We start from the raw sequence: 24,629 nt of genomic DNA on the forward strand, positions 1-24,629 counted from the left end.
TTAATATGAAAAAAATTTACTTTTCAGTAAACTTGTGACCTGGCTGGGATTCGAACCCAGGACCCATACATTAAAAGTGTATTGCTCTACCAGCTGAGCTACCAGGTCTTGAATAATGTTTATTCAATTTTTTTGCAGTGCCTGCGACTGGACTCGAACCAGCACATCCTTAGGAAACCACCCCCTCAAGATGGCGTGTCTACCAATTTCACCACGCAGGCAAAAAACATAATTTCTTATGAACTTTTGCTAGTGACCTGGCTGGGATTCGAACCCAGGACCCATACATTAAAAGTGTATTGCTCTACCAGCTGAGCTACCAGGTCGGCCACTTATATTTCGATACTCAATTACTTGCGTAATGTCTCTCGTTTTAAGTGGTGCAAAGATAAGGCTTTTTTTAATTTCTCAAAACTTTTTCGGAAATTTGTTCAAAAAAATATTATGATTATTTCCCTGATAGGATACATGGGTAGTGGTAAAACTCACATTTCCAAAATTTTAAGCGAAAAAATAAATTTTGAATTAATTGACCTCGATAAAGAGATTTCTAGAAGGAATAAATTAACTATTCCTGAAATATTCGAAAAAAAAGGAGAATTGTATTTTAGAAAGCTTGAAAGAGAGATTTTGGAAGAGCTTTTGGCCTCACAGCAAAATATTATATTAAGCCTTGGTGGCGGAACTCCGGTGTATTACAACAATATGGAAATCATCAATCAAAATTCTAAAACCATTTTCCTCAGAGCTTCTATATCCACTTTATCAGAAAGACTTTCAAAGCAGAAAGAAAAAAGACCTTTAATCGCTCATATTTCCGATGAAAATCTCCCTGAATTTATAGCTAAACATCTTTTTGAAAGAAATGAATTCTACAATAAATCTCAATTTCAGGTAGTAACAGACTCCAGAGAGCCCGAAGAAATTGTCAATGAAATTATTGAAAAGCTGAATTTATAATTCCTCTTCTTCCGCTTCATCACTTTCACCGAAAAAATCATCCCAATCTGTAAAATCGGAGGTAATGTCATTTTCCACATATTCGTCCATGTCCCTCCTGTCTTTTTTAGTAGGTCTCCCCTCTCCTTTGATTCTGTAATAATCCTGGGACATCTTCCTGAGCTTTAAAAGTTCATACTGTTCTTTATCCGTAACATCCTTAATGTGCAGCGGAACGAGCTTGGCTCCGATACGGCTTTTGGGGATCTGGATTACTTTAATTTTATAGTCGATTTGATTTTTACGGACCTTGATCACATCTCCTTCCTTCACTTCTTTAGAAGACTTCACTGTAGATTCCCCGATTGAAACCCTGTTCTTTTTTATCTCTTCCGCAGCAATACTTCTGGTCTTATAGAAACGAATACTCCATAAAAATTTATCTATTCTCATATTTTTTTTTACTTTTGCCGTTATATTATCTGTAAAGTAATTAAAGTTTTTGAAATGAAAAAAATATTTTTATATATCCTTGCAGGATCCTTGTGTTTTGCTGCATGTAAAAGTGATGATGATGAATCTACTTATGTAGAGCCGGAAGATATAGCGGTACAAAACACCTATGACGATCAGGCCATCCAAAAATTCCTTAATGAGAACTATTTAGATGCGCAGGGAAATATAAAAGCCTTTAGCAGTTCAGATGATTCTGATGATAATGAAACAAAATTAGCGGACCTGAGTCCTGTAACCCTACCTTCCGGTGTTATTTACATCAAAAGAGATGGAGCACAGCCTGCAACAGGAGAAGGAAAAACCTTAGAAACCGGGGTTTATAAAGATGTTATTAAAATGATGGTAAGAATGAGCTATAATCTTGCCGGCAGCACAGATGGAAATGTTTCTTTCTTAACAAGTGCTGATCTTGTAAATACCATTAACGGAACAAGCTCTTCCGGTTCTCCTACTACAGATCCTATTTATTATTATGTAAAAGAAGCTATTTTGGAAGCTGCTACTACAGATGCTGCAAAGCAAAGAAGCTACTATGAGATAGAAGGATTCCAGGAAGGATTATCCTATTTCCAGTCTTTCGTTGATAAAGCCAATGGAGATCCGTATAATTTACAGGGAGTAATTATCGTTCCTTCCAGAGCAGCATTTGCAAGAGATTCACACTATAACTATAATGGAGTTTCATTCAGAAATATGACTTTCATCTTCAATTTCCAATTGTACGATGCCAAGACACGAACAGACGCTCAGAAATAAAATAAAAACAGCATAAAAAAATCGCATCAGTTAAGCCTGATGCGATTTTTTTTTATCTTAATCTTACCTCGATTTCTGTTTTACATTGCCTAAAATATCAGGGAAATATAAATCCGACAGATGATCAAACTCATCTCCTCTCATAAACATACTGGCATCCACTTCTTCATAAGAACTTCGGCCTGCTGCTGCAATAAGCTCATTACAGGTATGCAAAGTATTTTTATGGAAATGATATACTCTTTCACTTTTATCGGTAATATCCAGTCCTTTAATCAGCATTTTATCCTGAGTAGCCACTCCTGTAGGACAATTATTGGAATTACATCGTAACGCCTGAATACAGCCTAAAGAGAACATAAAACCTCTTGCATTATTACACATATCCGCACCCATGGCTATCGCTCTTAAAATATCCAGGCTGGTAAGAACTTTTCCACTGGCTATCACTCTTAATTTCTTTCTTAGATTATAATTATTAAGCGTTCTGTTTACAAAGATCAAAGCAGGCTCCAAAGGCATTCCCACTCCATCAGAAAATTCAGGGGGAGCAGCACCGGTTCCTCCTTCTGCACCATCAATAGTGATAAAATCAGGATAAATTTTCAATACGTTCATCTGTACACAGATATCTTCAAATTCCTTCGTGTCTCCGATACAAAGTTTAAAGCCTACAGGTTTTCCACCCGAAAGCTCCCGCAGATGCTGTACAAATTTCAATAATCCTGCTGCATCGGAAAATGCGGAATGGGATGGTGGGGAAATAATAGTCATTCCCGGTGTGACGTGACGGATCTTGGCAATCTCCGGCGTATTTTTTACTCCCGGCAGTACTCCTCCATGTCCTGGTTTTGCACCCTGTGAAAGTTTTATTTCAACCATTTTAACATTCGGGAGGTTAGAATATTTAGTAAATAATTCAGGATTAAATTTACCCTCATCATCCCTGCATCCAAAATATCCGGTTCCAATCTGCCAGCATAAATCTCCTCCTTCCAAATGGTAGGGAGAAATTCCTCCTTCTCCGGTATTATGGTAAAAATTCCCTTTTTTTGCTCCTCTGTTTAATGAAATCTGAGCCCTGTCACTCAATGAACCAAAACTCATAGCCGAAATATTAAATAAGGAAGCATGATAAGGCTGAGTACATTGTTCTCCTCCTACCCATACACGCGGAAGTTCTTCTGCCGGGGATTTAGCATAAATGGAATGCTTAATTCCTTCATATTTCCTTTGATTTACTTCTAGTTGTGTTCCGAAAGCCACCGTATCACTCAGGTTTTTAGCCCTTCTGTATACTGCAGAACGCTGATGTCTCGGAAATGGCTTTCCGTCGGTTTCCCTTTCAATGAAATACTGCTGCATTTCCGGAGAGATATCTTCAAAAAAATACCTGAAATACCCTAAAACCGGAAAGTTTCTCAAAATAGCATGTTTCGTCTGATAGGCGTTATAAACTCCTAATGCATAAATTGAAGTTAAAAGGATCGGAATCCAATAATGTGTTTTAATAAGTAATGCTATTATCCATGTAGCAATTACTAAAACAATTCCCCAAGATAAAAACTTATCTCTCATAAGAACTTGATATTTAATGTTAAAAATAAATTTAGTAGAAATTTTGCAATAAGCCTACGCCTTTGCTAAAAAACTTTCGTAAGAAGATTGCACAGAAACCGTGCCATCTGACAGTATTTTTTCTAAATTCAGAAATTCGATCCGGTTGACAGAGTTCTGATCAAAGTCTTTTTGAACCCGTACATAATTTTCGGTAAAGCCAAACATTTTTCCATCTTTATTTTCGTGTTCCCAAAGTACGGGAAGGGTTTTCCCAAGCTGGGTCTGATAAAATGCCATTTTCTTCTTTTCAGACAGGATTCTAAGCATTTTATTGCGTTTTTTTCTTTCTGCCACAGGAACTACTCCTTCCATTTCCACGGCTTCCGTATTCTCTCTTTCCGAATAGGTGAAAACATGGAGATAAGTAATAGGAAGATCATTCAGAAAATGATAGGTTTCCATAAATTTTTCCTCGGTTTCCCCCGGAAATCCAACAATAACATCTACTCCTATTGCTGCATCCGGCATTACTTCCCGAATTTTATTAACTCTGTCTTTGTACAGCCTGGTCAAATAACGGCGCTTCATTTTTTTCAGCAAATCATCGCTTCCCGACTGTAACGGTATATGAAAGTGAGGGACAAAGCTTTTACTTTTAGAAACAAGCTCTATACTTTCGTCTTTTAATAAATTGGGTTCAATAGAAGAAATACGTATTCTCTCAATACCGTCTACTTTATCGAGCTCGGAAATAAGATCAAGGAAAGTATGCTCGTGCTTTTTATTTCCGAATTCCCCTTTTCCGTAATCTCCGATATTGACTCCGGTAAGAACGATCTCCTTAATGTCTCTTTGTGCTATTTCACTTGCATTTTTCAAAACATTCTGGATGGTATCGGAACGGGAAATTCCTCTGGCTAAAGGAATGGTACAATAGGTACATTTATAGTCGCATCCGTCCTGTACTTTAAGAAAGGCCCTGGTACGGTCTCCTATCGAATAACTTCCGATAAAAAAGTCAGCTTCTTCAATTTCACAGGAGTGGACAATCCCTTCCGTGTCTGTTTTCCGGACATCGTCAAGATAGCTGAGAATATTGAATTTTTCTTTGGCCCCCAGTACAAGATCAACGCCTTCGATCTGGGAAATTTCTTCCGGCTTTAGCTGGGCATAGCAGCCTACGATCACCACGAGTCCGTCAGGATTGGCTTTCATGGCTCTTTTCACATGAAGCTTACATTCACGGTCTGCATTTTCTGTCACAGAGCAGGTATTAATTACATAGACATCTGCTGTTTCATCAAAGCTCACCTTATCATAACCGGCATCCGACAATTGTCTGGCAATAGTGGAAGTCTCCGCAAAGTTTAGTTTGCAGCCCAGTGTATGAAACGCGGCAGTTTTATGAAATTGAGACATTTTGTAGCTCCTAAATTTATGGGTGCAAAGATAGTGAATTAATTACAAAAACCCAGATTGATTCGATCTATGAATAGCCATTAATTGTATTCATCCCTTACCTCGGAACTGTTCTGAAAACATACAGGTGATGAACCTGGATTAAGATCTTCATTGGAGAATCCGTATTTCTTTTCCCTGTTAAATTCCTCAGAACGGTTTCGCGCAATGGAAAGCGTATTCCAGTTATCATTCTTCAACATCTTGGCAATATATACGATCTGTCCGATATGATAGGGATAATGGGCAAGCTGACGGAATACCGCATCTATAACAGAATGAGCTTCTCCCCTTATATACACCTGCGAATATAAATTGTTATCATTGATCTGAGCCAAAGCATCAAAAAGACATTTCCAGCCTTTCTCCCAAAAGTCCAGAACCTCCTGCTTAGTTTTAAAGTCAGACACAAACTCATCATCCCGGTTGCGCCAGGGTTTTTCGCCGTCTTCCGTTAAAAAATGAGTCCATCGGGAAAGCATATTTCCTGCAATGTGTTTTACGATCACTGCTATTGAATTACTTTCTTCATTATACTGCCAGAACATCTGTTCTTCGGAAACCTGTTTAAAAGTTTCATCTCCCAGTATTTTATAGTATTCAAAACGTTTAATAAACAAGTCTTTCATTTCCAAATAGTTTTATATCAAATATAATGATAATGCCCGGAATGATTTGATTCTTCTGACTTCATTTACTTTATGCTTGTAATATTCCCACAGAGATTTTCCAGGTGAAAAATCTTATGGAAAGGGCTTTTCACTTTTTCCAAATGTTCTTTATCCTGAATAAAAGTGTAGCGGGAAGCCAGGGAATTCATATTGGAAACGATAACCAGCCAGCATTCGTCTACCGTGGAATCATAATAGGGATATTTTTCATTTTTTTTCTCTATGAGCTCCAGGATCTTCTCTGAGCAAAGCTCATCAAACAGATTCATGCTGTATTCATACGTGATGAAAACATTTCGGCGGTGGAAAGATCTTCTCAGGCTTTTCACACAGCCGGTTACTCTATTCCTTTTAATGCTTTTATAAATATTCAAAATAATTTCCTGCTGGCTTTCGGGGGTATCCATTTTGATATTGGGATAGAATTCCAAAAAATAAACACCACGATATTTCGTGGTGTCTTCTTGTTCTAACAATATTTCAGCCTGACGGAAAATCTTATTTAAGCAGCTTTCCACTTTCTTCATTTCAAGATGGTTGATCACTTCGGTAAGTTCTATACCGATCTTTTTATCATTAAATTTCGCAATAAAATCCGGACTCTCACAGGTCAGGTTTTCAAATTTCACTTCGGGAAAGTGATGCATAAAAGAATTAAGCAATAAGATCTCGGACTTCTTTTTATATTTCTCCCGGTCATGGAGCGGAGATTCATCTATGGTGCGGTGATACTTTTCTATCGGCTTTTTTTTCAAATGTCGATTGAGGTAGTATAAACTCAGATTCTTGATTAAATCTTCATCGGAAAATGCTTTTTTCATGCGCGGTTTTTTATTATTAAGTAAAGAACACATGCAACCAAAGTTTCCAGTGGCAGAAGTTTTTGATTATCAAAAAATTATAAACTAAAGATAATAAAAAAAACTATTCGTAAGATACATTCTTGAATAATTAACATAAAGTTTATTTTCATTATTAATACCTTTGCGGCTTGAATATAAAACTGTGATTATGGATTTTAAAAACTTTAAAATGCCTTATGCGATTGATCCGCAATATTCCAAGAAAGTAGCTTATTTTTCTATGGAATTTGCTATTGAACAAGTTTTAAAGATATACTCCGGTGGACTGGGCTTTTTGGCAGGTTCCCACATGAGGAGTGCTTACAACTTGAAGCAGGATCTTATCGGCATAGGTATTCTATGGAAATTTGGGTATTATGATCAGGCAAGAAATCATGATCAGACTTTACAGCCGGTATGGACCCGAAAGATGTACAGCTTTCTGGAAGATACAGGAATAAAGTTTCAGATTGAAATTCACAGTGCCCCCGTATGGGTAAAGGTCTGGTACCTGGATCCCGAAATTTTCAATACAGCTCCTATGTTTTTCCTTTCCACGGATGTACCGGAAAACGACCACATTTCCAAAACCATCTGCCATAAGCTGTATGATGCCAATGAATCAACCAAATTAGCTCAATACATCCTTTTGGGAAAAGGAGGTGCCAAGTTACTGGATGAAATGAATATTGAAAGGGATATCTATCACCTGAATGAAGCACACGGACTTCCGGCAGCCTTCTATTTACTGGAAAAATATAACGGAAATTTAAATAAAGTAAAAGAAAAGCTTGTTTTTACCACCCATACTCCTGAAGAGGCAGGAAATGAAAAGCATAACCTGAAACTGTGCTACGATATGTCTTATTTCTCAGGATTAAGCATGGAAGAAGCTAAAAGTCTTGAAGGCTTCAATGATGACCGCTTCAACCACTCTCTCTGTGCATTGAAGATGGCCAAAATAGCCAACGGGGTTTCCCAGCTTCATGGTGTGGTTTCGAGAGCGATGTGGAATAAATATCCCGGAATCTGTGAAATTACTTCCATCACCAATGCTCAGGAATTTAAATATTGGGGGGATAAGACTCTTTATAATGCTAAAGATGAAAACGATGAAACCATATTTGATTTCCGTAAAAAACAGCTCAAAAAAAGATTGTTTAAAATCGTAGCCGATCAGACCGGAAATCTTTTCAAACCTAATGTTTTCACGATTGTCTGGGCAAGAAGATTTGCCGGTTATAAACGTGCCGATCTTCTTTTACATGATAAAGACCGGTTTTACCGATTATTGAATAACCCTAAATATCCCGTACAGATTATTTGGGCCGGAAAACCTTACCCGATGGATTATTCAGCGATTTCCACTTTCAACACCCTGGTAGAGGAAAGTAAAAACCATAAAAATATGGCTGTTCTCACAGGATATGAACTTTCTTTGAGTAAATCCTTAAAACAGGGGTCAGATTTATGGCTTAACAACCCAAGAGTTCCTCGAGAAGCTTCAGGAACATCAGGAATGACTGCCGCTATGAACGGTTCCGTCAATCTTTCCACGGATGACGGATGGATTCCTGAATTTGCAAAACATGGCGAGAACTCATTTGTAGTTCCTAAAGCAGATTATCTCAATATGAGCATCTACGAACAGGATAGCTATGACCTTAATACGCTATACGAAATTCTGGAAAATGAAATCATCCCAACGTATTATGATGATCCGAACCGTTGGAGAAAGATTCAGCAAAACGCAATGAATGATGTGAAAAAACAGTTCAATAGCGATAGAATGGCTGATGAGTACTATAAGTTACTTTATAACAAAGATTAAATTTTTTACCATAAAAAATCCGTGAAAGCTTTTCACGGATTTTTTTATCGAAATTAATTTTTTTTCTTCTTCTCTTTAGGAACTTTCATTCCCTCTTCCCTAGCCTCGGAAATTCCTATGGCTACCGCTTGTTTTCTGCTGGTTACTTTTTTACCCGCGGAGGTTTTCAATTTTCCCTCCTTATATTCGTGCATTACTTTGCCTACTTTGTCCTGAGCTTTTTTTGAATATTTCGTCGTACTCATGATATTAAAATTTAAGATTTGGGTAAGGAAACTCCAATTTCATAAACTTTCGCATGCTTCAGATATTTGGAGCGTTCTCTGGAAGTTACCGATTCGAGGTGATCATTCTTTATCACAATAATCGGGTCTTCAGTATTTTCAATCTCGAAGTTGGCCAAATACTTTTCTTCCGGGCTGTATTCTTTCTGCTTCGACTTTATTTGTTGTAATTCATCTGCGTATTTTCTAAAACCCGGATCAGATGAATGAATAAATTTGTATTCTTCGCCTGCATACACATAATAATGAAGCTTTTTTTCAATAAGTCCCGCTTCATCAGTAATCTGAGGATTATCATTACCATCCCTAAAGCCTACTTCTACCAATGTTCCTCCTTTTTTCTCGGCACAGGCTTCCGCATCTTTATAGCTGGAAAAACCCGTATATACAATTTGATCCCCCAATTCATAACGGTTTAGCTTCTGATTGTATGCATTTGTTTCCATAATTATTATTTATTTGTTTAACATAATACTAACAATTTTTTTGCCAAAATCAATATATAAAAAGGTTTTTTATGGATTTTGATAAAATGATTATATTTGGATTCCTATTTTTTTTAAAATGAAAAGACTCTTATTAACTATAACAGCCGCTGTTATCTTTCAAAGCTTAACCGCCCAGGAAATTACACTAGACAAAATATACTCGGGATATTACCGGGGGAAAGGGATTGCCGGAATTACTTCCATGAAAAACGGAGAGAATTATCTGGTCATAGAACCCAACGGAATTGCGAAATATTCTTACAAAACTTCACAAAAAGAAGGAAATATCATAGACGGACAGTTTCAGAGCTATGAGTTTTCGGATGATGAATCCAAAATACTCTTACTGAAAGACAGTGAATCCATCTATAGACATTCTTTTCTTGGAAAATTTGATATAAAAGATCTCAAATCAGGAAAGACCATTAGTCTGAATGAGGGAAAATTCGTGCAGGAACCCCGTTTTTCTCCTGACGCCACTAAAGTGGCCTTTATAGCAGACAATAATCTTTTTTACCAGGATCTTACTTCCGGAAAAATTACCCAGATCACCACCGACGGAAAGAAAAATTCCATTATTAACGGATTGGCAGACTGGGTATATGAAGAAGAGTTCGGACATGCCAGACAGTATGAATGGACCAAAAATTCTGATGCCATTGTATTTGTAAAATCCGATGAAAGCCAGGTTCCGGAAATATATATTCCGATCTACGGGAAAAACCTTTATCCTGCAGAAATGCGTTATAAATATCCTAAAGCCGGAGAAAAAAATTCCATAGTATCTGCTTTATTATATCGTCTTGACTCCGGAAAAACGATTTCTTTACATCTGAACTCTTTCAAAAACTATTATATCCCCAATGTATTTCAAACCGCTAAAGCAGATGAAATCGTACTGATCACCTCCGAGAGGATTCAGAATGCGTCGGATGTTTTAAAAGTCAATACCAAAACCGGCGCTGTTCAGAAATTATTTACAGAAACCGATGATAAATGGATCGACACGGATAATCCTACACTGGAATTCCTTGAAGACGATTCTTTCCTATGGGGATCTGAGAGAGACGGAAACCGGCATCTTTACTGGTATGACAAAGATGGTAAACTGAAAAAGCAGGTAACGAAAGGAAATTGGGAAGTAACAGATTATTACGGCTACAACCCTAAATCCAAAGAAATCTACGTACAGACTACTGAAAAAGGAAGTATTAATAAGGTTATCTCCAAAATTAATATTGAAAACGGAAAATCCCAGCTGATTTCCAATGCTGAAGGAAACAATTCCGCAAATTTCAGCAAGAATTACAATTACTTTATTGAAACCTCATCCACAGCAGCCAGACCTTATACTTATGTATTAAAAGACGGAAACGGAAAAACGGTTAAGGAACTTCAAAACAATAATGAACTGTTAAACAAGCTTAAAGCTGATAATTTTGTTACCAAAGAATTCATCACTATACCAAATGAGGCAGGAGATCAGATGAATGCCTGGATTTTAAAGCCTAAAAATTTTGATCCTAATAAAAAATATCCTTTGTTCATGTACCAGTATTCCGGTCCGGGGTCCCAACAGGTTTCCAATTCATGGGACAGCGGAAATACTTTGTGGTTCAACCATCTGGTGCAAAAAGGATATATCGTGGCTTGTGTAGACGGTCGCGGAACAGGTTATAAAGGTGCTGCATACAAAAAGGTAACCTATATGAATTTAGGTAAATACGAAATCGAAGACCAGATTACTGCCGCCAGATGGTTTGGAAATCAATCTTATATCGATAAAAGCAGAATCGGAATTTTCGGATGGAGCTTCGGAGGTTATATGGCCAGCCAGGCACTGACGAAAGGAGCGGACGTATTTAAAGCAGGAATTGCCGTAGCACCGGTAACCAACTGGAGATATTACGATTCCGTATATACGGAGAGATTTTTAAGAACACCCCAGGAAAATCCTGAAGGATATGATAAAAATTCCCCTACTGAATATGCAAACCTGTTAAAAGGTAAATTCCTTCTAATCCACGGTACAGCAGATGACAACGTACATTTTCAAAACTCTATGGAACTTTCCGAAGCCTTGATCCAAAACAAAAAGCAGTTTGAATTTATGGCTTATCCGGATAAAGACCACTCAATATACGGAGGAAACACACGTCCTCAATTGTATCAGAAAATGACAGATTTCATTCTTGAAAATTTATAATCCATAATCCTATCCCATAATCCCTTTTCTATTTCCGAAAAGGGATTTTTTATATTTATGAAATAAATAATGCATAGGCTTTTAATCCATTTTATCAATTAAAATTAAAAAGCTATTTTTGGGAAATTTGAAATTTGGATATATGAAGACTAAACACCCTAAGGGATTACCTTTTCTCTTTTTCACTGAAATGTGGGAGCGTTTCGGGTATTATTTGATTCTCGGAATTTTTGTTCTTTATGTGATTGAACCCAGTGGCTTAAAAGGCGGATTAGGACTTTCGGACAAAACTGCGGATGATATTTTCGGAACTTATATAGCTTTAACTTATCTTACTCCTTTCATCGGAGGGTTTCTGGCAGACCGGGTTTTGGGTTATATCAAATCCATTTATCTGGGAGGTATCCTTATGGCTGCCGGATATATCGGAATGGGTGTTTTTAAGGATTTGCCTTTATTTTACACTTCTCTTGCCCTTATTATCATTGGAAACGGCTTCTTCAAGCCTACTATCTCCACTCTTTTAGGTAACCTTTATTCGGAAGAGCCTTATAAAGCCAATAAGGATTCCGGTTATAATATTTTCTATATGGGAATTAATATCGGGGCTTTTATCTGTAATATTATTGCGGCTTTCATGCGTAATAAGTTCGGATGGGGTGAGGCTTTTATTACCGCAGGAGTAGGAATGCTGGTTGGTTTGGTCATTTTTACCATCGGAAGAAAGCATTACATCCATGCAGCTACAATGAAGCCCGTTCAGGAAGGTGACACCAAATTATCTGAAATTTTATTAAAAGTATTCCTGCCTGCTATTATTTTCGGAGCCATCGGATGGTTCGTTCCCGGAAATGTTTTTGGAAGCGATAATACGGATGCCTTTATTTTTGCCTGCATTCCTGTTATTTACTTTTATGCATCTCTTTATTTTAAAGCTAAAGCCGGAGAGAAACAGGCTATCGGGGCCCTGTTATCCGTGTTTATGATCAGTATGTTCTTCTGGGCCGTTTTTAAACAAAATGGTACGGCGTTAACACGGTGGGCCAATTATTATACGGACCGAAGTGTTCCGGCTTCCGTAGAAAAGCCTTTGGAAAACATTTATATGGTGGAAGGAAAAAGCTATAAAGACAGTGAGGTTCCTATATATGACGATCAGTTCAGATCTCAGAAAGATGAGGAAGGAAAGACCCGGAAAGAAACAGGGAAAGACGTCTACTTTAAAAACATTTCTCCTGAACAACGGTCCGAACTTGAGCAAAACCCTGAAAAAAAGGTGTTTTTGTATAATACTGAATTATTCCAGTCTATCAATCCGTTTTGGGTAATTGCTTTAACTCCTTTGGTGGTAGGGTTCTGGGCTTTTCTCCGTAAAAGAGGAAAAGAGCCGCTCACGCCCACTAAAATCGTTCTGGGGTTATTTATTTCCGGATTATCATGTCTGGTAATGGTTCTTGCTGTAATGGCAGGGGATAACGGAGCGGTAAAAGTTTCACCATGGTGGTTGGTGACCAGTTATGGGGTTATTACCGTGGGAGAGCTCTGCCTTTCCCCAATGGGACTGTCATTTGTCTCCAAGCTTTCTCCGGCAAGGATCACAGCCCTGATGATGGGAGGATTTTTCCTTGCCAATTCAGTAGGAAATAAACTGTCCGGAATACTTGCCAGTACGTGGTACAGCTATGAGAATAAAGTGAATTATTTCCTTGTTAATTTCGGATTACTGATTTTTGCAACTATTTTAGGGCTTTCCATGCTGAAAAGATTAAATAGAATCATGAAAGAAAGTGGACATTAATCCTTTTCCATAAAAGTTAAAAGCCGGGATGAAGTCCCGGCTTTTTCATTTAAAATCAGATTAAAACCTTGCTGAAAACTCAAAAAAAACTATATTTGCTAGTCTTAACAAAAATTAACAATCAAATATGGATAATCTTGAAGCATTAAATCCGAAAGCGGATGAATTTGTAGAGAATAAAAACACCAGACATCCAAAAGGTTTATGGGTTCTTTTCGGAACCGAAATGTGGGAGCGTTTCAACTTCTATGGAATGAGAGCGTTACTGACCCTGTTTATGGTAAATTCTCTTTTAATGAAAGAAGCTGATGCATCTATTATTTACGGAGGATTCCTTGCTCTTTGTTATCTTACTCCTATGTTAGGAGGATTTATTGCCGACAGATTTTTAGGAAACAGATATTGTATTATTGTAGGAGGTGGTTTAATGGCTATCGGCCAGTTCTTACTCTTCATCAGTGCAAGTACATTTGGTTCCAGCTTAGGAACTGCTACCACCATCATGTGGATTGCATTAGGAGTTATCATTTTTGGGAACGGTTTCTTTAAGCCGAATATTTCCTCAATGGTAGGAAGCCTTTATCCAAAGCAGGAAAAATCCAAGCTTGATTCTGCCTTTACGATATTCTATATGGGGATTAACCTGGGAGCTTTCCTTGGACAGCTGATTTGTCCGCTTATCGGAGACGTAAAGTCCGCTGACGGAATTAGAGATATCCATGCTTTCAAATGGGGATTCTTGGCAGCTTCTATCGCCATGGTACTAGGTACTGTAATCTTTATCATTCTTAAAAACAAATATGTTGTAACACCTACCGGAAGGCCGATCGGAGGACTTCCTAAAAATAATACCGCAGAAGATTTCGAAGAAGGTGAAGCTCAATCTGCTAAATTTTCAGGAAAATCTATTGGAATTGCCGTTGTATTATTTGCTGTTTTAGGTTCTATTTTCCACTTCTTTTTAGGGCAGAATATCATTTATTCATTAGTATATGCAAGTGGAATTTCATTGGCATTTTTAATTATGTCCGATTCTTCTTTAACTAAAATTGAAAAAGACAGAATCTGGGTTATTTATATCGTTTCATTCTTCGTGATTTTCTTCTGGGCAGCATTTGAGCAGGCAGGTTCATCGCTTACCTTCATTGCGGATAACCAGACAGACAGACATTTCTTCGGATGGAATATGCCACCATCCATGGTACAGATATTCAATGGTATCTTTGTGGTTACCCTTGCGGTTCCGTTCAGTATCCTTTGGGACAAATTAAGAAGTAGAGGAAAGGAGCCTGTATCACCATTCAAACAGGCAATGGGACTTGCTATCATTGCACTTTCCTATTTCATTATTGCCCATAATGTAAAAGATCTGGGAACTCATGGTCTTTTAGCCATAAAATGGCTGGTTCTTTTATATTTCATCCAAACTTGTGGTGAGCTTTGTTTATCTCCAATCGGATTATCATTGGTTGGAAAGCTGGCCCCAAAAAGATTTGCTTCCCTGCTTTATGGTGTATTCTTCATTGCCAATGCGGCAGGATATGCATTAGCAGGTACATTAGGATCTATTCTTCCTGCTACGGGAGATAAGTTTGAAGCGGCTCAGAAAATAGGAGTTAACCTTCAGGATGTATTAGACAAAAAAATCACATTAACCGCTGATCAGGTGGCAGCGTTTGAAAAAGCCCAGCTTCCTTTACACAACCCTACATTTGCCGGATTTGAAATTCATAATCTATTTGAATTCTTTATGGTATTTGTGGTTCTTTGTGGTATTGCGGCTATTATTTTAGCATTGATTTCTCCTCTATTAAAGAAAATGATGCACGGTGTAAACTAACTGCATTCTCATAAAATACAATAAAACCTCTGCTAAGTCAGAGGTTTTTTCTATTTTCGTAAACCTAATTTTTTTTATAATGAGCTTAACTCTAGACGAAATCCAGAATTTTAAAGGCAAATACCCTAAACAAATCTGGAGTTTATTTTTTTCAGAGATGTGGGAACGCTTTTGCTTCTATGGAATGCGTGGAATGCTTGTTTTCTTTATGATATCTCAATTAAACTTTCATGAAAAAGAAGCCAACCTTCAATATGGGGCTACCCAGGCATTTGTATATGCATTTACCTTTGTAGGCGGTCTTTTTGCAGATAAGATTCTGGGGTTCCGGAAATCCCTTTTCTGGGGAGGTATTTTAATGATCGTAGGAAGCTTGATCCTGGCAACGGATCCGCACAAATTCTTCTTTCTCGGAATTGCATTCACTGTGGTAGGAACCGGTTTCTTTAAGCCTAATATTTCCTCTATGGTAGGACAGTTGTATAAACCGAACGATTCAAGAGCCGATGCCGGATTTTCACTGTTCTATGCAGGAATCAATCTGGGAGCGCTATTGGGAGGCTACTTATGTATTGCCATAGGAAAAGGAGAACTTTTCGACCATCTTATTCCTGAAAACCTGCATTGGAATGTGGCATTCGGATTAGCAGCCATCGTGATGGTAATAAGCTTGATTAATTTTGTGTTTACCCAAAGAAGCCTTGGAACAATAGGTCTTCAGCCGGGTCATCCTTTATCCGAAATTAAAGCTGCTCCTATCGCCAAATGGAAAGAATACGGAGTATATGTATTGTCTTTGGTTTTTGTTCCTATCATTATGGTAATGGTCGCAAAAACTGAATATACGGATTATTTTATGTGGACTATCGGACCTTTGACGCTTATCTATTTATTTTATGAAATGACGAAGGTTACTTCCTCAGAACGTAAGAAGCTCTGGGCAGCATTGGTTTTCATATTATTCTCTATTTTATTTTGGGGAATTTATGAGCAAAGCGGAGGTTCACTCAGTATTTTTGCTGCTAAAAATTTAAATAAAGACCTTTTAGGATTGGACCCTAATGGTGTTAATAATTCCGGAGGAGCATTTTTCATCATATTCCTGGCTCCGCTCATCGGATTATTGTGGATATGGCTTAATAAAATTAAGATAGAGCCTAATACTATCATTAAATTCGGTTTAGGATTTATTTTCCTGGGCTTGGGTTATTATACTTTGTTTGCCACCAAGTTTTTTGCAAATGCGGCAGGAATTACCTCTCTGAACTTTTTCACCATCGCTTTACTTATTATCACGCTGGGAGAGCTCTGTCTGTCACCGATAGGTTTATCGATTATGACCAAACTTTCCACTAAGAATTTACAGGGAATGATGATGGGCATGTGGTTTTTAGCATCTGCATATGGACAATATGTGGCCGGAATCATTGGAGCCAGTATGGCCACCGCCAAAGCAGGCTCATCCAATTATGATGCTTTGATCACTTATACCAACGGTTACAAACAACTGGGTATTTACGCATTAATTGCGGGAGTGGTATTAATTTTGATATCACCACTTGTGAAAAAACTCATGCAGGAAGTTAAGTAATCGGTAAGCATATATGCTTATTATTAAAAACCATCTATGAAAAATTTTATAAGCATATTATGTTTGTTGTGGGCAAGCTTCAGTTTCGCACAGGTAAAATGGATGACAATAGAAGAGGCTTTACAGGTACAAAAAGTACAGCCTAAAAAAATCCTTATCGATTTTTATGCAGATTGGTGCGGCCCCTGCAAGATCATGGATAAAAAAACCTATGGTCATGAAGTGATCTCCAAGATACTGAATGAGAATTATTATCCTGTAAAATTCAATGCGGAAGAAAAAAATACGATTGAGGTTTTTGGCAGGAAATTCTCCAACACGAATAACTCATCAAAAAAAGGCAGAAATTCCTTGCATGAATTTACTCAGTACATGAATGTAGGTGCTGTCCCGAGTACTGTTTTCCTGGATGAGCATGGTAATCCCATCACCCTTTTACAGGGCGAGCTATCGGCAAAAGAGCTCGAACCTTATCTTGAGCTGATGTCAAACGGGATGTACAAAAAAATTAAAACCCGTCAGCAGTGGGAAGATTACCAGAAGAAATTCAAATCAAAAATAAAAGATTAACATAAAAAAGCTTTCAGATTTTGGAAGCTTTTTTAATTATAATTCACGAAATTTGTAATCCTTTTAACGTAGTCGTTATTCTTAATGACCTTAGACACTTCTATAGAATATCTCAAAGGTATAGGACCTGAAAGAGCCAAACTCATTAAAAATGTGTTGGGTATTTCCACCGTGGAAGATTTCCTCACCTTCTACCCCATCCGCTATCTGGATAAAAATAAGGTGTATCAGGTGGCTCAGCTCAGAGAAAATAACTTAGAGGTCCAGCTGAAAGGTAAAATAATCCAGCTTCAGGAAATCCAGACCGGAAAAACGAAACGGTTAACCGCAAAATTCAGTGACGGCACCGGAACGATGGATCTGGTATGGTTTCAATACTCCAAATGGATGAAGGAGCAGCTTCCCGTTCATAAAGAAATTTATATTTTCGGTAAAATAAATCTTTTCAACAATCAGTTTTCTATGCCTCATCCGGAGATAGAAATTGAAGAAAAAAAAGAAGCGGATAACCGTTTGAGACCTATCTATCCCAGCTCCGAAAAACTGACCAAACGGGGGTTAAATCAAAAATTCTTTCAGGCTATTTTAAAAAGCATATGCATAGAGATCCCTAATCTTATTGAAGAAAACCTGTCGGATTATCTGATTAAGTCCATGCAGTTTCTTTCCAGACAGAATACTTATCTCAATATTCATTTTCCAAAAAATATGGAATATTTTGAGAAAGCCGATCATCGTCTGAAATTTGAAGAATCCTTTTTCTTTCAACTGGGTTTCGGTCTTAAAAAGCTGCATCATAAAACCCAGTCTTTCGGAAATCCATTTCCTGTAATCGGGGATTATTTTACGGGATTTTATGAAAACTCTCTTCCTTTTGAACTCACCAATGCCCAAAAGCGTGTCCTGAAGGAAATTCGTCAGGACATGAAGAAGCCTGTTCAGATGAACCGTCTTTTACAGGGAGATGTAGGTTCCGGAAAAACAATGGTAGCTCTTCTTACCATGCTTATCGCCATGGATAATGGCTTTCAAAGCTGTATGATGGCTCCTACGGAAATCCTTGCCCAGCAACATTTTAATTCCATTCAGGATCTGCTGAAAGACAGCAATATTAATGTACGTCTTTTAACAGGTTCCACTAAAGCTTCAGATAGAAAAATCATCCATGAAGAGCTTGAAAACGGAGAACTCTCCATTTTGGTGGGAACTCATGCCGTACTGGAAGATAAAGTAAAGTTTAAAAACCTGGGACTGGCCATTATTGACGAACAGCATAGATTTGGGGTTGCCCAGCGGGCTAAACTTTGGGCTAAAAACAAAATTCCTCCTCACATTCTGGTGATGACCGCCACTCCTATTCCAAGGACTTTGGCGATGAGCTTTTATTCTGATCTGGATGTATCGGTAATCGATGAGATGCCGGTAGGAAGAAAACCTATCATCACTGCTCACAGAAGAGAAAAAGACAGGGTGTCCGTGTATCAGTTCTGCAAAGATGAAATCGAAAAAGGAAGGCAGATCTATTTTGTCTATCCCCTGATTGAGGAATCTGAAACTTTAGATTATAAAAACCTTATGGAAGGGCTGGAACACATCATGGATTACTTCTCCGAATATAATGTTACCATGCTCCACGGCAGGATGAAGCCTGATGAAAAGGACGCTGCTATGAACTATTTTGCGTCTGGTAAAGCAGAAATCATGGTGGCTACTACGGTAATTGAAGTGGGGGTGAACGTTCCGAATGCTTCTGTTATGGTTATCGAAAGTGCTGAAAAGTTCGGGCTTTCCCAGCTGCATCAGCTCAGGGGACGTGTGGGACGGGGAGCCGAGCAAAGCTACTGTATTCTTATGACTTCCGACAAGCTTACTTCGGAAAGCAGAACCCGGATCAGAACGATGACGGAAACCAATGACGGGTTTAAAATCTCCGAAGTGGATATGCAGCTCAGAGGTCCCGGAGACATATTGGGTACTCAGCAAAGCGGAGTTGTTGATTTCAAAAAGCTTGACCTGGTAAAAGATTCTGCTATTATTAAAAATACCAAAAGGGCAGTAGAAAAAATTCTTGAAATAGATCCTCTTCTCAGCAGGAGCGAAAATCTCGTTATCAAAAATTATTACGTCAAATATTATAAGGGTAAAAATAAATGGAGCAAAATATCCTAAAAACAAAAAACCGCAGAAAAAAATATTTCCTACGGTTCCCTTATAAAACTGTTATTTAGAAGAAATTACTTTGTTTAATTTTAAATTATTTTAATAGCTATAGCTATTGAGTAAAATATTTATATTTATTATTTGAATAGGTGGTGTGAGCAATAGCTACAACTATTAAAATAAAAAACAAAATGAATTATTTTTTCCAATGCTTATTATAAAAACTAACTGATGTTTGAGGCTTAAAGGGGTATTTTCCTGAAAGGAATTCTTTAAACCTTCTTGAGTTTTCATGATTGTACCGTTTTTTTAAAGATCTTCTGCGCTTATAAATTGGAAATGGCTATAATTCATTTTGTTAAATAACATTGTGATTATAATTTATTCTTTTAAAATAAATTACTTTCTCATCATTTATGCTCATATAGATAACTTGTGTTGTAGTTTTCTTGTACAAATTTGGTAATACTCTACTGATAAACCTTTATATTATTATATTTAATATTTACAGAATTATCACTTTCACGTGAATATTAACAATGCTTAACATTACACTTTCATGATAAAATTGCTTTTATTTAATCCAGAAGTGTAATACTGCCAGTTGATCATAACGACTTCCGAGATCACTTTTTTAAGATCATTATAATCTGCCGGCTTTTTAATATATATGTTGACACCATTTACATACAAATCTTCTATTTCAGAATCAGATAATGCCTCCGCAAAAACAGCAATCGTCATATTATCCATTCTGGGGTGCCAGCGCCATTGATTTACCAATTCCAACCTGTGCTTATTTAGGCAATCAAAATTCAAAAAAAGGATATCCGGAATAATGTTACCATCTTTTCCCAGATAATCTTCCAATTCTTCATAACTCTCTTTAACCTGTGTTTTAACACTGATTTTCAAATCGTTAAATATATCCCGAAATGAAACCACATTGCTCTGAACATTATCGGTAAGAATTACATTAAGATATTCCTTATACATACCTGTACACTATTGAATATTTGCCATGGCCTGATTTTTCCTTCTCTTCGCGATCACTTTCTGAAATAACGAAGGGGTAATTCCCGTTGTATTTTTAAACTGGGTGCTTAAGTGGGCCACACTAGAGTAATTCAGTTTAAGAGCGATCTCCGTAAGACTGTGTTTATTGCTTAAAATCAGTTCTTTCGCATATTCAATTTTTTGCAGAATGATAAAATTCTCTATAGAGGTATGCGCCAGCTCAGAGAACAGATTGGATAGATATCCATAGCTGTGGTTAAGCTTTTCCGCTATGTAGATAGAGGCTTTCACAGAAATCACATTTTCTGAAAAGACCAATTCCACTATGGTATCTTTAATTTTCTGTACAAGTGCCGATTTTTGACTTTCTATGATCTCGATTCCGTAGTCTTCCAAGTTCTTTTTGAAGATTTTATGCTGTTCCTGAGTAATAGACTCATAAAACTCTACCTCTCCAAAGTTAAGAACCCGGTATTTCAAACCCTGCTCTTTAAGCTTCTCATCCAATACCTTTTTGCAAATAGCATTGAAATCAAATTTAACATACATTTTCATCCCTGTTAATGTTTAAATTTTCAGTAAATATAGTTATTTATATCAATTAAATGTGAAATAGAAATAATTTTTTGTTATTTTTTTTAAAATAAAAAATCCCTGCATCGTTAAATACAGGAATTTTAAACACTAAGGATGAAAAAAAATATACTGATAAAAAGCTATCTAGCTCAAACCAAGCATATGAATGTATTATTTATAAGTGATCTGGTTCTTTTAACAAAAGTGGCACAAAAATAAATATCACACGTTATAGAATTACAATTTAAAATTACAGAATTTTAAGTCCGATCCGTGTGAGTTAAAATTTCCATTAAATAGTCATCCATCACATAGCCGTTTCCTATATCAAAAACCCCTTGGTCATAGACTTTATATCCCTGTGATTCATAAAATTTCCTTGCGGAATTGTATTTGTTCACATTTAAAATAATGCGGTTGTCTCCCGCTTTTCCGGTCTGTTCTTTTAAAAACTCCAATGACTTTTTTCCATATCCTTTTCCTTTACTTTCCGGTACCAGATAGATCCTGTGCAGCTTAGTGGTCCCTTCCTCATAGCCATGTTCGAATCCTATAAACCCTTCCGGAGAATCATCTTCACTTATTACCAGATGATAATGATAATTAGGATTATTTAAATGATCTGCAATTTCATCATGGGAATACATCGTTGTAAGCATATACTCCATCTGTTCCGGTGAAAGGATTTCCGCATAGGCATTTTCCCAGGATCGCCGGGCCAACTCCTGAATTAAAGGAATGTCTTTTTCTGTTGCTTGTTGTAATGTCATAGATTTATTTATTAAAAAAGTGAAAAATCTTTCGACTTTTCACTCCCATTTTGATTATTTATATTTCCAATTAAATATTGGACATTTCATTTTTAATCTTATTATATAAACTTTCGGATGCTTTAACAAGAGGAAGTCTCAAATGGTTTTTGATAATCCCTTTCTCTGTTAAAACCACTTTAATCCCACAAGGGTTACCTTCTGCAAAGATAAGCCGTGTAATTTCCACGAGTTTGTTATGAATTTCATAGGCTTCTTTAATTTTTCCTTCAAAAGCCAGCTGCACCATGGTAGAGAACTCTTTTGGGTAGCCCTGCCCGATTACAGATATTACCCCATCTCCCCCCGCAAGGGTTACAGGTAAGGTAAATTCATCGTCTCCTGAAACTAAGGAAAATCCTTCCGGTTTCTTTCTTAAGATATCAAAGTACTGCAGAATATTCGGAGCCGCTTCTTTAATCATAACTAAATTAGGAAATTCTTTAGCAAGACGAAGGGTGGTATCGGCTTCAATATTTTGTCCGGTTCTGGAAGGTACATTATAGATAATGATTTTCTTTCCGGTAGAAGCTAATGCTTTATAGTGCTGGTAAAGACCTTCCTGATTCGGCTTATTATAATAAGGAGAAACTGATAAAACCGCTTCAAAGGCAGATAAGTCTGTTTCTTCAATCTGTTTCTTTACTTCCAGAGTATTGTTTCCTCCTATTCCAAGAACCAAAGGAAGGCGTTTATTATTTATCTTGACAATATGCTCAACTACCTGTTTCTTTTCTTCGGCGGAAAGAGTTGCTGCTTCAGCTGTTGTCCCTAAAACAATCAAATAGTTAATACCATTCTCAATGTTGTATTCCACAAGTTTCGTCAAACTGTCGAAATCAACGGATAAATCCTCGTTAAACGGGGTTACTAATGCTACCCCTACTCCTTTTAAAATACTCATAAGTTAAAATTATATTCTTCAAATTTAATAATTTACTCCAAGAATTTATAATAAAACATAAGATTTATTATACATATAATTATATTTGCATATATTAAAAAGAACTATGAAAAAGAAATTCTTATTATTGGGAATTGGCCTGGTTGCATTGACTTCTTGTAAAACAACTTCCCTGCAAGTTGCGAATGTGCAAACCCAGAAAAATATCTCTATTAATAAAGAAATACAAAGTGATGCGGAATTCGTAAAAATAATAGAACCTTACAAGCAGAAACTGGATAAAGAGATGAACCAGAAAATCTCTCACACCAGTGTTGATCTGAGCAAATTAGGAGATAACAGCAATCTTGGAAATCTATTGGCTGACTTTACCTTTGACGGAGCCGATGAATGGACTCAAAAAAATCTTCAGAAAAATGTGGATGCAGCTCTCATCAATATTGGCGGAATCCGTACTTCTATCGGAAAGGGTGATATATTACTTAAAAGTGTATATGAGGTAATGCCTTTTGAAAACGAGGTCATTATCGTAAAAATGAAGGGCTCCGATCTCCAGGGACTTTTTAATTATTATGCCAAAACACAGGTTAACAATCCTGTTTCCCATTTATATATTGAAACCATCAACGGAAAGCCTGTCAAATCCCTGATCAACGGAAAGACAGTGGACCCGAACCAGGATTATTATATCGCGACCTCAGATTACCTCGCATTAGGAGGTGATAATATGTCCTTTTTTGCTAAAGGAGAATCTATTCCTACAGGTATTAAATTAAGAGATCTGTTTATAGAATATTTCAAAAAAAATGCTGAGATCGTTCCGAACACCGACATACGTTTAAATTTTATTGGCAAGAAGTAATGGATAGAAAAAGTTTTTTAAAAGCAATTAGCGGAGGAAGCTTAGCACTGGCCTTCACACCTAATTTAATGATGGCAGAAGGCTTACAACTGAACAAACCGAAAGCCTCTCATAAATTAACTATCCTCCATACCAACGATCAGCACAGCAGAATAGAGCCTTTCGATGAAAGCTATGTCAAAAATCCCAATCAGGGAGGTTTTGCACGAAGAGCAAGCTTAATACAGCAGATCCGAAGCCAGGAAGACAATGTATTATTGCTGGATTCGGGAGATATATTCCAGGGGACTCCTTATTTTAATTTCTTCGGAGGAGAGCTTGAGTTTAAGCTGATGTCTATGATGAAGTACGATGCTTCTACCATGGGAAATCATGATTTTGATAATGGGCTGGACGGCTTTTTAAAAGTGCTACCGAATGCAAAATTTCCTTTCATCTGTTCGAATTATGATTTTAAAAATACCATCCTGGATGGAAAAACTTCACCCTATAAAATTTTCAATAAAAACGGAATTAAAGTTGGGATTTTTGGAGTAGGAATCGAGCTGGAGGGACTTGTGGGTAAAAAACAATATGCAGAAACGATTTATTCCGATCCTGTAGAAGTTGCTCAGCACTATTCCAGCTTCCTGAAAAATGATCAGAAATGTGATCTGGTGATCTGTTTATCCCATATCGGCTATGATTATAAAGATGAACCGAACAAAGTAAGCGACAAAATACTGGCTTCAAAAACCGAAAATATTGATATTATTCTGGGAGGTCATACCCATACTTTCCTGCCGGAACCTCAAACCTTCCAAAACAGACAGGGAAAAAATGTTCTGGTCAATCAGGTAGGCTGGGCAGGTCTACTGTTGGGAAGAATTGATTTCTTTTTTGATTCTAATAAAAATGTACAGCATATTTCCTGGAATAATCAGATAATAGATAGCAGCATAATCGCATAAT

22 protein-coding genes and 3 tRNA genes are annotated in these 24,629 nt (G+C 37.1%); 11 read left to right on the forward strand and 14 right to left on the reverse strand.

Annotated elements, in window-relative coordinates; genetic code table 11:
* Positions 1-35: 35 nt before the first annotated feature.
* From ABJ974_RS12680 to ABJ974_RS12690, 3 genes are all read right to left on the reverse strand, one after another.
* Positions 36-108 (reverse strand) — tRNA-Lys (locus tag ABJ974_RS12680).
* Between the two features lie 30 nt (positions 109-138).
* Positions 139-221, reverse strand: a tRNA-Leu gene (locus tag ABJ974_RS12685).
* A 32-nt stretch (positions 222-253) separates the two neighbouring features.
* Positions 254-326: transfer RNA gene (locus ABJ974_RS12690), tRNA-Lys, on the reverse strand.
* Between the two features lie 118 nt (positions 327-444).
* Between ABJ974_RS12690 and ABJ974_RS12695 the strand changes: the two genes are divergently transcribed.
* On the forward strand, positions 445-960 hold the full coding sequence (locus ABJ974_RS12695; RefSeq protein ID WP_419868613.1) for a shikimate kinase: 516 nt from the start codon (positions 445-447) through the stop codon (positions 958-960).
* Here the strand turns inward: ABJ974_RS12695 and ABJ974_RS12700 are convergent.
* Positions 955-1,392 (reverse strand): RNA-binding S4 domain-containing protein, encoded by a 438-nt coding sequence (locus ABJ974_RS12700; RefSeq protein ID WP_419868614.1) that lies wholly within the window; start codon positions 1,390-1,392, stop codon positions 955-957. The genes ABJ974_RS12695 and ABJ974_RS12700 overlap by 6 nt on opposite strands.
* Positions 1,393-1,446: 54 nt before the next feature.
* Here ABJ974_RS12700 and ABJ974_RS12705 point away from each other — a divergent pair, with 54 nt between their 5' ends.
* Positions 1,447-2,211: a hypothetical protein gene (locus ABJ974_RS12705; RefSeq protein ID WP_419868615.1), complete on the forward strand. Its 765-nt coding sequence runs from the start codon at positions 1,447-1,449 to the stop codon at positions 2,209-2,211.
* Between the two features lie 63 nt (positions 2,212-2,274).
* Here the strand turns inward: ABJ974_RS12705 and ABJ974_RS12710 are convergent, their stop codons facing one another.
* The 4 genes from ABJ974_RS12710 to ABJ974_RS12725 all read right to left on the reverse strand — a co-directional run bounded on the left by ABJ974_RS12710 (position 2,275) and on the right by ABJ974_RS12725 (position 6,721).
* Positions 2,275-3,789, reverse strand: a complete 1,515-nt coding sequence (locus tag ABJ974_RS12710) for an FMN-binding glutamate synthase family protein (RefSeq protein ID WP_419868616.1) — start codon at positions 3,787-3,789, stop codon at positions 2,275-2,277.
* Positions 3,790-3,843: 54 nt separating this feature from the next.
* The gene (mtaB, locus tag ABJ974_RS12715) at positions 3,844-5,190 is read right to left on the reverse strand and encodes a tRNA (N(6)-L-threonylcarbamoyladenosine(37)-C(2))-methylthiotransferase MtaB (RefSeq protein ID WP_419868617.1); all 1,347 of its coding nucleotides are present in this window, start codon (positions 5,188-5,190) and stop codon (positions 3,844-3,846) included.
* 80 nt (positions 5,191-5,270) lie between these two features.
* Positions 5,271-5,858: a DUF1572 family protein gene (locus ABJ974_RS12720; RefSeq protein ID WP_419868618.1), complete on the reverse strand. Its 588-nt coding sequence runs from the start codon at positions 5,856-5,858 to the stop codon at positions 5,271-5,273.
* Between the two features lie 65 nt (positions 5,859-5,923).
* Positions 5,924-6,721, reverse strand: coding sequence for a hypothetical protein (locus tag ABJ974_RS12725; protein ID WP_419868619.1), 798 nt, complete (start codon positions 6,719-6,721; stop codon positions 5,924-5,926).
* A gap of 190 nt (positions 6,722-6,911) precedes the next feature.
* Between ABJ974_RS12725 and glgP the strand changes: the two genes are divergently transcribed.
* Complete coding sequence (glgP, locus tag ABJ974_RS12730) at positions 6,912-8,573, forward strand: alpha-glucan family phosphorylase (RefSeq protein ID WP_419868620.1); 1,662 nt, start codon at positions 6,912-6,914, stop codon at positions 8,571-8,573.
* Positions 8,574-8,626: 53 nt separating this feature from the next.
* Here the strand turns inward: glgP and ABJ974_RS12735 are convergent, their stop codons facing one another.
* Together ABJ974_RS12735 and ABJ974_RS12740 are read right to left on the reverse strand one after the other, a co-directional pair.
* Positions 8,627-8,818, reverse strand: a complete 192-nt coding sequence (locus ABJ974_RS12735; RefSeq protein ID WP_419868621.1) for a DUF6496 domain-containing protein — start codon at positions 8,816-8,818, stop codon at positions 8,627-8,629.
* An 11-nt stretch (positions 8,819-8,829) separates the two neighbouring features.
* A complete protein-coding gene (locus tag ABJ974_RS12740; RefSeq protein ID WP_419868622.1) occupies positions 8,830-9,303 on the reverse strand; it encodes a hypothetical protein in 474 nt (157 codons plus the stop codon).
* A gap of 118 nt (positions 9,304-9,421) precedes the next feature.
* Between ABJ974_RS12740 and ABJ974_RS12745 the strand changes: the two genes are divergently transcribed.
* The 6 genes from ABJ974_RS12745 to recG all read left to right on the forward strand — a co-directional run bounded on the left by ABJ974_RS12745 (position 9,422) and on the right by recG (position 19,519).
* Positions 9,422-11,551 (forward strand): S9 family peptidase, encoded by a 2,130-nt coding sequence (locus ABJ974_RS12745; RefSeq protein WP_419868623.1) that lies wholly within the window; start codon positions 9,422-9,424, stop codon positions 11,549-11,551.
* Between the two features lie 142 nt (positions 11,552-11,693).
* Entirely contained in the window at positions 11,694-13,349 is a 1,656-nt protein-coding gene (locus tag ABJ974_RS12750; protein WP_419868624.1) for a peptide MFS transporter, read from the forward strand.
* Between the two features lie 127 nt (positions 13,350-13,476).
* Positions 13,477-15,189, forward strand: a complete 1,713-nt coding sequence (locus ABJ974_RS12755) for a peptide MFS transporter (RefSeq protein ID WP_419868625.1) — start codon at positions 13,477-13,479, stop codon at positions 15,187-15,189.
* Positions 15,190-15,268: 79 nt separating this feature from the next.
* Positions 15,269-16,780: a peptide MFS transporter gene (locus ABJ974_RS12760; protein ID WP_419868626.1), complete on the forward strand. Its 1,512-nt coding sequence runs from the start codon at positions 15,269-15,271 to the stop codon at positions 16,778-16,780.
* Positions 16,781-16,816: 36 nt separating this feature from the next.
* Positions 16,817-17,350, forward strand: a complete 534-nt coding sequence (locus ABJ974_RS12765; RefSeq protein ID WP_419868627.1) for a thioredoxin family protein — start codon at positions 16,817-16,819, stop codon at positions 17,348-17,350.
* A gap of 84 nt (positions 17,351-17,434) precedes the next feature.
* Positions 17,435-19,519: an ATP-dependent DNA helicase RecG gene (gene recG / locus ABJ974_RS12770; protein ID WP_419868628.1), complete on the forward strand. Its 2,085-nt coding sequence runs from the start codon at positions 17,435-17,437 to the stop codon at positions 19,517-19,519.
* Positions 19,520-20,059: 540 nt separating this feature from the next.
* Here the strand turns inward: recG and ABJ974_RS12775 are convergent.
* From ABJ974_RS12775 to dapA, 4 genes are all read right to left on the reverse strand, one after another.
* Positions 20,060-20,506, reverse strand: a complete 447-nt coding sequence (locus tag ABJ974_RS12775; RefSeq protein WP_419868629.1) for a response regulator — start codon at positions 20,504-20,506, stop codon at positions 20,060-20,062.
* Between the two features lie 9 nt (positions 20,507-20,515).
* Positions 20,516-21,082, reverse strand: coding sequence for a helix-turn-helix domain-containing protein (locus ABJ974_RS12780; protein ID WP_419868630.1), 567 nt, complete (start codon positions 21,080-21,082; stop codon positions 20,516-20,518).
* Between the two features lie 281 nt (positions 21,083-21,363).
* Positions 21,364-21,873 carry a GNAT family N-acetyltransferase gene (locus ABJ974_RS12785; RefSeq protein WP_419868631.1) on the reverse strand — a complete coding sequence of 170 codons (510 nt, stop codon included), beginning with the start codon at positions 21,871-21,873 and terminating at the stop codon, positions 21,364-21,366.
* Positions 21,874-21,943: 70 nt separating this feature from the next.
* Positions 21,944-22,816, reverse strand: coding sequence for a 4-hydroxy-tetrahydrodipicolinate synthase (gene dapA, locus ABJ974_RS12790; protein ID WP_419868632.1), 873 nt, complete (start codon positions 22,814-22,816; stop codon positions 21,944-21,946).
* Positions 22,817-22,922: 106 nt separating this feature from the next.
* On the opposite strand from dapA, the gene ABJ974_RS12795 reads away from it, so the two are divergent.
* Positions 22,923-23,678 (forward strand): 5'-nucleotidase C-terminal domain-containing protein, encoded by a 756-nt coding sequence (locus ABJ974_RS12795; RefSeq protein WP_419868633.1) that lies wholly within the window; start codon positions 22,923-22,925, stop codon positions 23,676-23,678.
* Positions 23,678-24,628 (forward strand): bifunctional metallophosphatase/5'-nucleotidase, encoded by a 951-nt coding sequence (locus ABJ974_RS12800; protein WP_419868634.1) that lies wholly within the window; start codon positions 23,678-23,680, stop codon positions 24,626-24,628. The genes ABJ974_RS12795 and ABJ974_RS12800 overlap by 1 nt, the downstream gene beginning before the upstream one ends.
* Position 24,629: the final 1 nt, after the last annotated feature.

The organism is Chryseobacterium sp. CT-SW4 (assembly GCF_048572715.1).
In the GTDB taxonomy this organism is placed as follows: domain Bacteria; phylum Bacteroidota; class Bacteroidia; order Flavobacteriales; family Weeksellaceae; genus Chryseobacterium.

Bases quoted from the DNA above. Each gene is read 5' to 3' on its own strand.
- ABJ974_RS12745 (WP_419868623.1), top strand. From the start codon at position 9,422: ATGAAAAGACTCTTATTAACTATAACAGCCGCTGTTATCTTTCAAAGC.
- ABJ974_RS12740 (WP_419868622.1), bottom strand. From the start codon at position 9,303: ATGGAAACAAATGCATACAATCAGAAGCTAAACCGTTATGAATTGGGG.
- ABJ974_RS12760 (WP_419868626.1), top strand. From the start codon at position 15,269: ATGAGCTTAACTCTAGACGAAATCCAGAATTTTAAAGGCAAATACCCT.
- ABJ974_RS12800 (WP_419868634.1), top strand. From the start codon at position 23,678: ATGGATAGAAAAAGTTTTTTAAAAGCAATTAGCGGAGGAAGCTTAGCA.
- ABJ974_RS12750 (WP_419868624.1), top strand. From the start codon at position 11,694: ATGAAGACTAAACACCCTAAGGGATTACCTTTTCTCTTTTTCACTGAA.
- ABJ974_RS12735 (WP_419868621.1), bottom strand. From the start codon at position 8,818: ATGAGTACGACGAAATATTCAAAAAAAGCTCAGGACAAAGTAGGCAAA.
- ABJ974_RS12765 (WP_419868627.1), top strand. From the start codon at position 16,817: ATGAAAAATTTTATAAGCATATTATGTTTGTTGTGGGCAAGCTTCAGT.
- mtaB (WP_419868617.1), bottom strand. From the start codon at position 5,190: ATGTCTCAATTTCATAAAACTGCCGCGTTTCATACACTGGGCTGCAAA.
- ABJ974_RS12755 (WP_419868625.1), top strand. From the start codon at position 13,477: ATGGATAATCTTGAAGCATTAAATCCGAAAGCGGATGAATTTGTAGAG.
- ABJ974_RS12700 (WP_419868614.1), bottom strand. From the start codon at position 1,392: ATGAGAATAGATAAATTTTTATGGAGTATTCGTTTCTATAAGACCAGA.
- ABJ974_RS12720 (WP_419868618.1), bottom strand. From the start codon at position 5,858: ATGAAAGACTTGTTTATTAAACGTTTTGAATACTATAAAATACTGGGA.
- ABJ974_RS12780 (WP_419868630.1), bottom strand. From the start codon at position 21,082: ATGAAAATGTATGTTAAATTTGATTTCAATGCTATTTGCAAAAAGGTA.
- ABJ974_RS12775 (WP_419868629.1), bottom strand. From the start codon at position 20,506: ATGTATAAGGAATATCTTAATGTAATTCTTACCGATAATGTTCAGAGC.
- ABJ974_RS12795 (WP_419868633.1), top strand. From the start codon at position 22,923: ATGAAAAAGAAATTCTTATTATTGGGAATTGGCCTGGTTGCATTGACT.
- ABJ974_RS12705 (WP_419868615.1), top strand. From the start codon at position 1,447: ATGAAAAAAATATTTTTATATATCCTTGCAGGATCCTTGTGTTTTGCT.
- ABJ974_RS12725 (WP_419868619.1), bottom strand. From the start codon at position 6,721: ATGAAAAAAGCATTTTCCGATGAAGATTTAATCAAGAATCTGAGTTTA.
- dapA (WP_419868632.1), bottom strand. From the start codon at position 22,816: ATGAGTATTTTAAAAGGAGTAGGGGTAGCATTAGTAACCCCGTTTAAC.
- glgP (WP_419868620.1), top strand. From the start codon at position 6,912: ATGGATTTTAAAAACTTTAAAATGCCTTATGCGATTGATCCGCAATAT.
- ABJ974_RS12785 (WP_419868631.1), bottom strand. From the start codon at position 21,873: ATGACATTACAACAAGCAACAGAAAAAGACATTCCTTTAATTCAGGAG.
- recG (WP_419868628.1), top strand. From the start codon at position 17,435: ATGACCTTAGACACTTCTATAGAATATCTCAAAGGTATAGGACCTGAA.
- ABJ974_RS12710 (WP_419868616.1), bottom strand. From the start codon at position 3,789: ATGAGAGATAAGTTTTTATCTTGGGGAATTGTTTTAGTAATTGCTACA.
- ABJ974_RS12695 (WP_419868613.1), top strand. From the start codon at position 445: ATGATTATTTCCCTGATAGGATACATGGGTAGTGGTAAAACTCACATT.